General features: G+C 70.4%; 10 protein-coding genes. 8 read left to right on the forward strand and 2 right to left on the reverse strand.

Annotation, left to right across the window (positions count from 1 at the left end):
* Positions 1 to 187: 187 nt before the first annotated feature.
* The 7 genes from ACFUN8_RS16790 (at position 188) to ACFUN8_RS16820 (ending at position 6,769) form a co-directional block, all read left to right on the forward strand.
* Positions 188 to 658: a hypothetical protein gene (locus ACFUN8_RS16790; RefSeq protein WP_383637296.1), complete on the forward strand. Its 471-nt coding sequence runs from the start codon at positions 188 to 190 to the stop codon at positions 656 to 658.
* Between the two features lie 142 nt (positions 659 to 800).
* A complete protein-coding gene (locus tag ACFUN8_RS16795) occupies positions 801 to 1,760 on the forward strand; it encodes an ATP-binding cassette domain-containing protein (protein WP_383637299.1) in 960 nt (319 codons plus the stop codon).
* Positions 1,757 to 2,575, forward strand: a complete 819-nt coding sequence (locus ACFUN8_RS16800; protein WP_383637302.1) for an ABC transporter permease — start codon at positions 1,757 to 1,759, stop codon at positions 2,573 to 2,575. The genes ACFUN8_RS16795 and ACFUN8_RS16800 overlap by 4 nt, the downstream gene beginning before the upstream one ends.
* A gap of 12 nt (positions 2,576 to 2,587) precedes the next feature.
* Positions 2,588 to 3,376: a MerR family transcriptional regulator gene (locus ACFUN8_RS16805; protein ID WP_383637305.1), complete on the forward strand. Its 789-nt coding sequence runs from the start codon at positions 2,588 to 2,590 to the stop codon at positions 3,374 to 3,376.
* Positions 3,377 to 3,628: 252 nt separating this feature from the next.
* The gene (locus tag ACFUN8_RS16810; protein WP_383637308.1) at positions 3,629 to 4,951 is read left to right on the forward strand and encodes a geranylgeranyl reductase family protein; all 1,323 of its coding nucleotides are present in this window, start codon (positions 3,629 to 3,631) and stop codon (positions 4,949 to 4,951) included.
* Between the two features lie 84 nt (positions 4,952 to 5,035).
* Positions 5,036 to 5,758 carry a HEAT repeat domain-containing protein gene (locus ACFUN8_RS16815; RefSeq protein WP_383637311.1) on the forward strand — a complete coding sequence of 241 codons (723 nt, stop codon included), beginning with the start codon at positions 5,036 to 5,038 and terminating at the stop codon, positions 5,756 to 5,758.
* Between the two features lie 6 nt (positions 5,759 to 5,764).
* On the forward strand, positions 5,765 to 6,769 hold the full coding sequence (locus ACFUN8_RS16820; RefSeq protein ID WP_383637314.1) for a HEAT repeat domain-containing protein: 1,005 nt from the start codon (positions 5,765 to 5,767) through the stop codon (positions 6,767 to 6,769).
* Between the two features lie 197 nt (positions 6,770 to 6,966).
* Here ACFUN8_RS16820 and ACFUN8_RS16825 read toward each other — a convergent pair whose 3' ends face one another.
* Together ACFUN8_RS16825 and ACFUN8_RS16830 are read right to left on the reverse strand one after the other, a co-directional pair.
* On the reverse strand, positions 6,967 to 8,442 hold the full coding sequence (locus ACFUN8_RS16825; RefSeq protein ID WP_383637317.1) for a carboxylesterase/lipase family protein: 1,476 nt from the start codon (positions 8,440 to 8,442) through the stop codon (positions 6,967 to 6,969).
* A gap of 87 nt (positions 8,443 to 8,529) precedes the next feature.
* Positions 8,530 to 9,432, reverse strand: coding sequence for an MBL fold metallo-hydrolase (locus ACFUN8_RS16830; protein ID WP_383637319.1), 903 nt, complete (start codon positions 9,430 to 9,432; stop codon positions 8,530 to 8,532).
* Positions 9,433 to 9,578: 146 nt separating this feature from the next.
* Between ACFUN8_RS16830 and ACFUN8_RS16835 the strand changes: the two genes are divergently transcribed.
* Positions 9,579 to 10,439, forward strand: a complete 861-nt coding sequence (locus ACFUN8_RS16835) for a helix-turn-helix transcriptional regulator (RefSeq protein ID WP_383637323.1) — start codon at positions 9,579 to 9,581, stop codon at positions 10,437 to 10,439.
* Positions 10,440 to 10,610: the final 171 nt, after the last annotated feature.

Here is a 10,610-nt window from a genome sequence, read left to right on the forward strand (position 1 = left end):
CGAAGTGTCCATTCTAGAGGGTCCATTCTTGCTTCGGGCGGCCTATCGGGCATGAAGTTACCGCTGATCAGGCCAGGTTCCTCAGGCTCTCTCGGCGGCATGATCCTGATCGTACCTTCGTGACTTGCGAGTACCCGCGCCCACTGTTCGTGCCCCGTCACCGGCCCGGTCGGGAACAATGGCCGCCATGAGTGAGTGGGGGATCGCACTGATCGCGGCAGGCTCGGCCCTCGCGGGCAGCCTGGTCACCGGCTGGTTCGCGCGGAGCGCCGGCATGAGACAGGCCGAGGCGGCGCAGCACGCCGGTGACCGGCAGGCGGACGCGCTGCTCCACACGGTCCGCCTGACGCTTCAGGAGCAGCGCGCGGTCCGACTGCTCGATCTGCGGCGCCACACCTATGTGGCTTTTCTGCAGGCCGCGGAGGCCGTGGCGCTCACAAGCCGCACGGGCATCGGCCCCGGCGGCGACGGCGCGGCTCTCCAACGGGCCCTCGGCGCCGTGGCATTGGAAGGCCCCGCCGAGGTGGCTCGCGCGGCGGGCGAGGTCGTTGACCGCCTGCGGCGCGACGACTCGCCGGACGACGTCGAGCGCGCCAAGCTGACCTTCGTCTCGGCCGCACAAGCCGCTCTGGACCCGGCAGTCCCAGGACCGGAGTGACTCGTCGTCTCCGGCACCCGGTTCGTATCTCTGCCCATGGAGAGCGAGGACCGGCGACCAGACCCCACGGTCGCCGCGTACGGAGATCACGCCGCCCCGCCAGTTGACCCTGACGCGGGGGCAACCTCGCAGCATGGTTCGCATGACGACAAGAACCAGCGCGATCGAGGTCGGCGGACTCCGCAAGTCGTACGGCGGCCACGAAGTACTCTCCGGACTCGACCTGACCGTCCCCGCGGGCACCGTCTACGCACTGCTCGGACCCAACGGGGCCGGTAAGACCACCGCCGTCCGCATTCTGTCCACCCTGCTCCCCGCGGACGCCGGTGAGGCCGAGGTCGCCGGATACGACGTACGCCGCGAGGCGGATCAGGTGCGCGCGTCGATCGGTGTCACCGGACAGTTCTCCGCCGTCGACGAACTGCTGACCGGACGGGAGAATCTGCTGCTGATGGCCGACCTCGGCCACCTCGACCGGCACCGCGCGCGGAGCACGGTCGGGCGGCTCCTGGAGCGGTTCGACCTGACTGAGGCCGCCGACCGGCGCGCGGCGACGTACTCCGGCGGCATGAAGCGGCGGCTGGACCTGGCGATGACCCTGGTGCCCGGACCTCGGCTGATCTTCCTGGACGAGCCGACCACCGGCCTCGACCCGCGCAGCCGCCGTGACCTGTGGGGGATCGTGCGCGAGCTGGTGGCCGACCAGGTCACCGTCTTCCTCACCACCCAGTATCTGGAAGAGGCCGACCAACTCGCCGACCGGATCGGTGTGCTCGACGGGGGCCGGCTCGTCGCCGAGGGCACCGCCGCCGAGTTGAAAAGGCTGGTCCCCGGTGGCCACATCCAGCTCCAGGCCGCCGGGCGTGAGCAAGTGGCCGTACTCGCACACCAGTTGCCCGACGCGCACACGAACGCCGAGACGCTCACCCTGACCCTGCCGCACGACGGCAGCCTCACCGCACTACGGCGGCTGCTGGACCGGATCGACGACGACAGCGCGGTCACCGGGCTCGCCGTACACACCCCGGACCTCGACGACGTGTTCCTGGCCCTCACCGGCCACCCCACCACCCACGAACCCACACAGGAGGCGCCGGTATGAGCACCACGACGTACGCCGTCCGCGACTCGGCGACGATGCTGCGCCGCAACCTGAGGCACATGGCCCGCTACCCGTCGATGACAGTGATGCTGATCGGGCAGCCACTGCTGTTTCTGCTGCTGTTCGTCTACGTCTTCGGCGCGACCATGGGCGCCAGCCTGCCGGGAGCTTCGGTGGGAGCTTCGGTGGGAGCCTCGGCGGGGGGCCGTGGCGACTACCTGACGTTCATCACTCCCGGGATCCTGATGATGACGGTGGCCAGTGTCTCCATCGGAACCGCGGTCCTGGTCGCCACCGATATGAAGAACGGGATCATTGACCGGTTCCGGACCATGCCGATCGCCAAGTCCTCCGTGCTCACCGGCCATGTGCTCGGCGCGATGATCCAGACCGCGCTCGCGCTCGTGACGCTCCTCGCAGTGGCGTTCCTGATGGGGCTGCGGACCGACGCCTCGGCGACGCAGTGGCTGGGCCTGACCGCCCTGCTCGCCCTGCTTTCCCTGGCGATGACCTGGTTCACCGTGGCACTGGGACTGGCCAGCCCCGATCCGGAGACCGCGAGCAACCTGCCGATGATCTTCGTACTCCTGCCGTTCGTGGGCAGCGGCTTCGTGCCGGTCGAGTCGATGCCGGCCGGACTGCGCTGGTTCGCCGAACACCAGCCGTTCACACCGGTCATGGACGCGTTCCGCGGCCTGCTGGCCGGAGCGCCGGCCGGTCCGGACATCCTCCGGGCCGTCGGCTGGTGTGCGGTGATCGGACTGACCGGCTACCTCTGGTCACGGCATCTCTACCGAACCCGCGCCGCGACCTAGGAGACTGATCCGATGCTGACCATCGGCGAGCTGGCCTCGTACGCCGGAGTGACCGTGCGCGCGGTGCGGCACTACCACGCCAAGGGTCTGCTGCCGGAGCCGGAGCGGGACCACTCCGGCTACCGCAGGTACGACGCCACCGCCGTGGTCGAGCTGATCAAGATCCGCACCCTCGCTGACGCGGGCGTCCCACTGGCGCGGGTACGGCAGCTGCTCCAGGCCGACGAGGAGGAGTTCGCCACGGCGGTCGCGGACATCGACAAGCGACTACGGGCGGAGATCCGGGACCGGCAGCGGCACCGCGAACGCATCGCCCGCCTCGCGGCCGGGGACAACCTGGTTCTCCCTCCCGAGGTCGTCGCGTTTCTCGACCAGCTACGGGCACTCGGGGTCGACGAACGCATCGTTCGGGTCGAACGCGACGGCTGGATTCCGTTGGCCGCGCACTCACCCGAGCGAATCCCGGAGTGGACGGCACGCAAACGGGCCCAGATCGCCGACCCGGAACTCGTCGACTTCTACCTCACCCTCGGCCAGGCCCTCGACCGGCCCGACGGCGACCCCCAACTGGTCGAGCTGGCCGACAAGATGGCCGTCTACATCACGGAGATGGCCGACGAGCAGGGTGAGGACTACCTGGACGACACCGACATCGATCCCCCCATCGTCAAGCTGCTCGACACACTGGCCTTCGACACCGCACCGCCGGCCCGGCGACTGATCGAACTGCTGAAGAAGCGCGGCTGGACCGGCTGGACCAAGATCGAGCGCGTGGACCCGCCACGGGGCGATCACGGCTGACGCCCGTCGCGCCCGTCGCGCCCGTCGCGCTCATCGCGCTCATCCCGCTCCTCGTGCTCGTCGGCCGCTCGAACGGAGACGCCGACGGCGTGGCCACCCGGCCGGGATGTGGTTTGCCGGACGCGCGGCAAGGGTCTGCCTCGCCACCGGACTGGGTAGTTGTCTCACGCACACCTGGGTGGAATCACGAGAGAGCACAGCGCTGGCGTGACACTTGAGCGTCACCGGCTACCCACTGGTTGAGGAGGCCGCATGCCGCCAACAGGGCGATCGCAAGAGGTTGTTGATGCCGGCGACGACCAGGCGCAGGTGATCGTGGTGGGCGCGGGGCCGGCCGGATCGACCGCTGCCCTGTATCTGGCCCGGGCCGGTGTCGACGTGCTGCTGCTGGAGAAGGGCACCTTCCCGCGGGACAAGGTGTGCGGCGACGGCCTCACCCCACGGGCCGTACAGCAACTCGTCCGTATGGGCATCGACATCGACGCGCCGGGCTGGCTGCGCAACAAGGGAATGCGCTGGGTATGCGACGGACGCCAGGTGCACATCGACTGGCCGCGCTCGGGCAGCAGCCCGGACTTCGGCCTCACCCGCAGCCGACACGACTTCGACGACATCCTGGTCCGCCAGGCGGTGTCCGCCGGAGCCCGGCTGCGTCTTGAGACGAAAGCAACAGGTCCCCTGACCGACCGCGGCGGCCGCATCGTCGGCGTGTGCGCGATCGCGGGAGGGGACAAGCAGCCACAGAAGTACCACGCCCCCCTGGTGATCGCCGCAGACGGGGCGTCGGCCAGAACAGCCCTCGCCATGGGACTGGAACGCGATCGGGGCAGACCCATCGCCACCGCCGCCCGCCGCTACTACCGGAGCAGCGCCCGGACACATGACCCGTATCTGGAGCTCTGGGCCGATCTGCTCTGCTCCCGCACCGGCCGCGATCTGCCCGGATACGGCTGGATCTTTCCCCTCGGCGACGGCCGCGTGAACGTCGGCCTCGGCGCCCTGCCCCACAAGCGGCACGGAGCGGTCGATCTGCGGGCCACCCTGGACAAGTGGCTGGCACGCGTGCCCCCGGAGTGGGGGCTGCGGGAGGAGAACGCCGACTCCCCGCTGCGCAGTGCCGCCCTGCCCATGGGCTTCAACCGCAGGCCGCAGTACCACCGGGGTCTGCTCCTCATCGGCGACAGCGCGGGCATGATCAGCCCGTGGAGCGGCGAAGGCATCGTTCAGGCGATGGAAGCGGGGGAGGTGGCCGCCGAAACAGTCGCGCTCGCCCTGCACCGTCCCAGCGGCACCCGGCGCGAGCAGGCCCTGCACCAGTACCAGAGCGAGGTGAACCGCCGCTGGGGACGGTACTACCGGCTCGGCAACACGGTTGCCGACCTCGTATTCGCCCGCTACGGCTATCGGCCGCTCCTCAACCGCCACGTCATGGCCACTCCCACTCTGGTCCGCAGTCTCGCCCGGCTCCTGACCCACGGATCCGACGCGCCCTCCGACGACCTGATCGACACGGCGGTACGAACCCTTGTACGGATGGTGCCCGCACCGGGCCGGCGCGCCACGTCCAAACGCTGAGCCCGCTGGCACGCCGCGCTCCCGGCCCCTGTTGACCTTGACACGGTGACAAGCGTTTCACTGCGGCCAAGGGAGGTGGCGCCGATGACCACGCCGAAACAGGACACAGACACCACGCGAACACTTCAGGGGCTGGAGGACAGCCGCTCGTCAGTACGGCTGCGGGCAGCGCTCGCGGCCGGCACGACCCCGGATCCGCGGTTCGTCGACAAGCTCATCGAACGATGCGCGATCGAGCCCGAGTTCTACGTACGCGAAACGCTCACCTGGGCACTCACCCGCCATGCCGCACCCGCCCGCCACGCCGCACCGACACGCCATGCCGCACCTGCCCGCCACACCGGACCGACCCTGGTCACCAAGCTTGTCGGCCAACTCCGCTCGGAGCACGCGCGGGCGCGAAGTCAGGCGCTGCACACCCTGTCCAAGATCGGGGACCGGCGGGCCTGGCCGGCGATCACTCCGGCGCTGCTGACCGACACCGACGACGAGGTGGCGCAAAGCGCCTGGCGAGCAGCGGTCGTACTCGTACCAGAAGGTGAAGAGCCCGAGCTGGCAAGGGCGTTGGCGGCGCAGCTCGGGCGCGGCGGGCGTGCGACACAGTTGAGCCTCAGCCGGGCGCTGGTAGCGCTCGGCGAGGTGATCACGCCGACCCTGCGCGCCGCGACGACGAATTCGGACCCCCGCGTCCGTCAGCACGCGATCGCCACGGAACGCCTGCTGAACGACCCGGACACCGGATTCGAGTTCGCGATCGAGGAGGCGAAGCGCATCATGGCCCTCGGCGCGACCAGCCAGGAGGGGTGACAGGCAATGCTGATCGGTGAGGTGGCACGACGGTCCGGAGTCAGTGCCCGCATGCTCAGGCATTACGACTCCCTCGGCCTGGTACGGCCGACGGGCCGCACCCGGTCGGGCTACCGGGAGTACTCCAGCCAGGACATCCGGCGAATCTTCCACATCGAGAGCCTGCGGTCACTGGGGCTGTCGCTGCGCGAAGCCGGGTACGCGCTGGATGATCCCGGCTTCACACCCTCGGAGCTCGTGGACGACCTCATCCGCCAGGCACGAGAACGCGTCGCGGGGGAGACGGAGCTGCTGGCACGACTGAGCCGGATCGGCGCCGCGGAACCCGCCGGCTGGCAGGACGTCCTCCAGATCGTCGCGCTCCTCCAGGCCCTGGGTTCGGAGAGCGCCGGGAAGCGCCAGCGCGCGGCCCTGTCCTCGGTCGAAGCGGTTCCGGTGCCGGTGGACGCTCTGGCCGAGGCGGCGTTGAACGAGACGGATCCGAACGTTGCCGGAGCCCTCCGATGGGCACTGGCCCGATCGGGCGACGGCGGCTGTACGGTCCTGGCGGAAGGTCTCGGCTCACCGGTGGCCGAGGTACGCGAACGTGCCGTCCGGTCCCTCGCCGCGATCCCGAACGGCGAGGCGACCGCACTGCTGCATGACGCCCTCACCAACCCCGACATCGTGGTCCGCAGGTGTGCGGCTCTGGCACTCGGAGCACGTGGAGTCCCCGACGCGGTCCCGACGCTCATCACCATGGTGGTCGAGGAGACGAACGACGTCGACGCGGCAGACGCGCTGAGCGCGCTGGCCGGCGATCCGGCCCTGGCGGACCGGATCGCCACCCTGCTCATCGACCGCCTCGCCCACGGAACCGCCGGACCGTCCGCACGCCGACGGCTGACACAGGCGCTCGCGGACATCCCGGGAACCTCGGCGTCACATGCGCTCGCGGAGCTGTCGCAGGACGAGGACCGCGCCGTCGCGCTCATCGCGAAGTACGTTCTCGAAGTACGCGGCGCACGCTAACGTCCTTGTCCCGAGGCCCAGTTGACGCCTGGCCACCGCAGACGGGTCCAGAACCTCCACCTCGTACTCCGGCCGTACCGCAGCCGCACGGCGGGGTCCACGTACGGACAGGGGCCTCGTCGCTCAGGTCGCTCAGTACGGTCTCCGAGCGGGCAGCGACTGAAGGCACCGGCACCGCAGGTTCCGCGCACCTCCGGTCAGCCGTCCCCCTCCCCGCCCCTGCCGCCGTTCCCCTCGCCGCCGAATCGGTGGACCCGCTGCCCCCGGGTGACCGGCGGCCAGCCGGGGTCGCCGGTCCTGGCGAACGCGACCCACGCCGTATGCATCTCCTCGGCCAGCGAGGCGGGCGGCTCGGCCGGCCCCAGCAGTCCTCGTCGCCCGCGCAGCGCCGGAAGGTCGAGCCGGTCGAACACGAAGGGAAGCTCCACGGTGTGCGCCGCGCCGAGCCGGCCGTCGACGGCGGGCGAGCGCCAGACGAACTCGTAGACGTGGGCCCGGCCGTGGGCCTCGGCCAGTCTCCGGCTGCCCGCGCCGAACAGCGCGTCGCCGAGGATCGCCGAGCGCACCTCGCCGTACCCGGCGCCCGGATGCCGGGCCCGGTACGCCGCGACGAGCGCGTCGGCGTCGCCGTGCGCGGCGGCGGCCGAGCGTACGTCCTGCGCCGTCGAGGCCGTGAGGCTGCCCTGCGGCGCGAGGTACAGGTTTCCCTCCTCGCCGTTGGTGCCGACGAGCAGGTCGACGTCCGCCAGTCGGCTCTCGGCGGGCTGTCGTTCCAGTACGAGACTGAACGGGCTGAGCCCCATGAGAGGGTCGGACCGCTCGGCCGTCCCCAGGTCCAGCCCACCCAGCTCGGGCACGACCTCGACGAGCCTTTCGTCGGGGATCTCCGCGAAAGCGGCGGCCGTCGGCGCGACGCCGAGCACCGCCGCCGCCGTACGAGTCACCCGCGCGGCCTGCTCGGGGGAGAACGCGCCGAGTCCGCTGCCGCTCTGCACGATCGCGCGCCGGACAAGCCCGGCCGCCGCGGGCGCGGCGAGGACAGCGCCGGTGATCGTGGCCCCCGCGGACTGGCCGAACAGGGTGACGTTGCCGGGGTCGCCGCCGAAGGCCGCGATGTTGTTCCGGACCCAGCGCAGCGCGGCGGCGACATCGAGCAGGCCGCGGTTGCCCGGCGCGCCGGGCAGGTCGAGGAAGCCCGCGATGCCGAGGCGGTAGTTGAGCGTCACCAGGACGACACCGTCGCGGGCGAACGCGGCGCCGTCGTACAGGGCCGCGCCGTTCGAGCCGGCCACGAACCCGCCGCCGTGCACGAACACCATCACCGGGCTGAGGCCGGCCCCACGCACATCCCGGCTGCCACCACCGGCCTCACGCGGAGCCCACACATTCACCGTGAGATGGTCGTCGCCACGGACCCAGCCGGGGCCGAAGTACGGCGACATGTCGAGGGCGCCGAAGGCGTCCCGGCGCGGCTGCGGCGCGGTGGGCCCGGGGGCCAGGGCGTCGCGCACGCCCGTCCACGGCTCATGGGGGCGGGGCGGCGAAAACCGGTCGGCGCCCCGCGGCGGTGCGGCGTACGGTACGGCGAGGAAACGCCGTACCTCCCTGCCGGTGTGGGTGGTGACCTCACCGCGGACAGCGCCGCCGGTGGTGGCAATGATCAGATCGGACACCGGGTCTCCTGCTCTCGTACTGATCTCTTGTACTGATCTCGCGTATCGACTTCGCGTATCGATTTCTGGTGTCGCTCCGGTGCCGGTTCAGATCCGGGTGAACGGCGCCCATGCCGCGATGGCGAACGCGTCACCGTCCCGGACGACCTCCGCCCCGCCGGACCCGCCCAGATGGGCGGGCAGGACAAGCGAGTTGGTGTCACTGGCCTGGCCGAGCAGCCGGCGGCGGGTGGCCCTGGCCTCGGCCGGGTCCTCGCAGAAGCAGCTGTTCGTGTCGGGCTCCACGAACTGCAGCGGCGTATGCAGCAGGTCGCCGACGAACAGCGCGCGGTCCGTGCCGGAGTCCAGCGTCAGTACCGAGGAGCCCGGTGTGTGCCCCGGCGCGAGAGCTAGTCGCAGATTCCCGTCGATGGTGTGAGTGTCGTCCCACAGCAGCGTCTGCCCCGCTTCGTGCACCGGCGCCACGCTGTCCTCGAACACGTTCTGGTTGCCGCGCCCCAGCTTCGGGGCGTAACCGTTCGCGGGGTTCCAGAAGTCGAAGTCGCGCCGCGGCATCAGGTAGGTGGCGTTGGGGAAGGTCGGCACCCAGGCGCGGCCTTCCAGCCGGGTGTTCCAGCCGACGTGATCGACGTGCAGATGTGTGTTGATCACCAGATCGACGTCCTGCGGCCCTACGCCCGCCTTGGCCAGCTCCCCGAGGAAATCACCGTCCCGACGGCTCCAGACCGGCGAGTAGGGACGTTCCTTGTGATTGCCGACGCCGGTGTCGACAAGGATCGTCCGGCCCTCGCTGCGCAGCAGCCACGTCTGGATCGCGCTGACGCAGACGTCCGAGTCGAAGTCGACGAAATCCGGCCCGAGCCAGGCCCGGTGATCCCGCCACGCTTGCTCCGGCGCCTCGGGGAAGAAGGTGGCCGGAGCCATTTCGACCGATCCGTAGTACTCGACGACCCGGGTGATCGACACATCACCGAGAACGATGTCCTGCATGAGCGGCCCCTCTGTTGACCCGGTTCTGTTGATCCGGTGGAGTTCCGCCAGCCTTGTGTCACAGCGCGGTGGGGGACCAGTCCCGGCTCCTGCCTACGCATGACAGGGGCAGGCTGACTGCAGGGGCCTCCCGCATACTCGATGGCATGGCGGTTTCCATGCAGCTCAGCGAGTTCCTGCGAGCCCGGCGGGCACGAACGCGGCCCGAGGACGTGGGCCTTCCCGAGCTGCCGGGCAGGCGGCGTGTGGCGGGCCTGCGACGTGAGGAGCTCTCGCAACTGGCGGGCGTCAGCGTCTCGTACTACACCCGCCTCGAACAGGGCCAGTCGGTCAACGCGTCCGACGGTGTTCTGAATGCGCTCGCCACCGCCCTGCGGCTGGACGAGCACGAGCACGCACATCTGCGGCAGCTCGCCTCGCAGCGCCGGCGGCCCCACAGGCGTCCTCCGGTGGAACGCGTCGACTCCCTCACCCGTGACCTGCTGCGTTCGATGGGCGACACCCCGGCGCTCGTCCTCGGCCGCCGCACCGACGTGCTGGCCTGGAACCCCCTGGCCCACGCCCTGCTCGCCGGGCACCTCGACCCGGCCGCACCCGACCGTCCCGAGGACCGGCCCAACCTGTCGCGCATGCTGTTCCTCGATCCGCACACCAGAGATCTGTACGCGGACTGGGACCGCAAGGCGCAAGCGGTGGTGGGCAGCCTGCGGCAGGTCGCCGGACACCATCCCGAGGACGGGCTCCTGGCTTCACTGGTCGGGGAACTGACGATGGCATGCCCCGAGTTCGCCGCGCTGTGGAGCGACCATCGGGTCCGGCCGTGCGAAGGGGATTCGTACCGACTGCGTCATCCGCTGATCGGCGAGCTGACCGTCACCCAGCAGATTCTCGCCCCCACCCGCTCGCCCGAGCAGTCCCTCGTCCTTGTCACCACGGAGGAGAACTCCAGCTCCCAGGACACGCTCGTGCTTCTCCGCGGATACGCCTCGTGGTCCGCCGCTCGTTGAAAGCGTGTCGGGGACGTCGGGGCCCTTGGAGCCGGTGGAACTGCTGGGGAGGGCGCCGTGCCGTGACGAGCTGCCGCTAGGGCCTGTCTGACAAATGACCACCGGCGGGTTCGCGGAGCCACAGCATCAGAGCTGCCAGGACGATCCCAGCTCGGTAGCGATCGGCGAGCT

The sequence above is a fragment of the Streptomyces sp. NPDC057307 genome (assembly GCF_042667665.1).
In the GTDB taxonomy this organism is placed as follows: Bacteria; Actinomycetota; Actinomycetes; order Streptomycetales; family Streptomycetaceae; genus Streptomyces.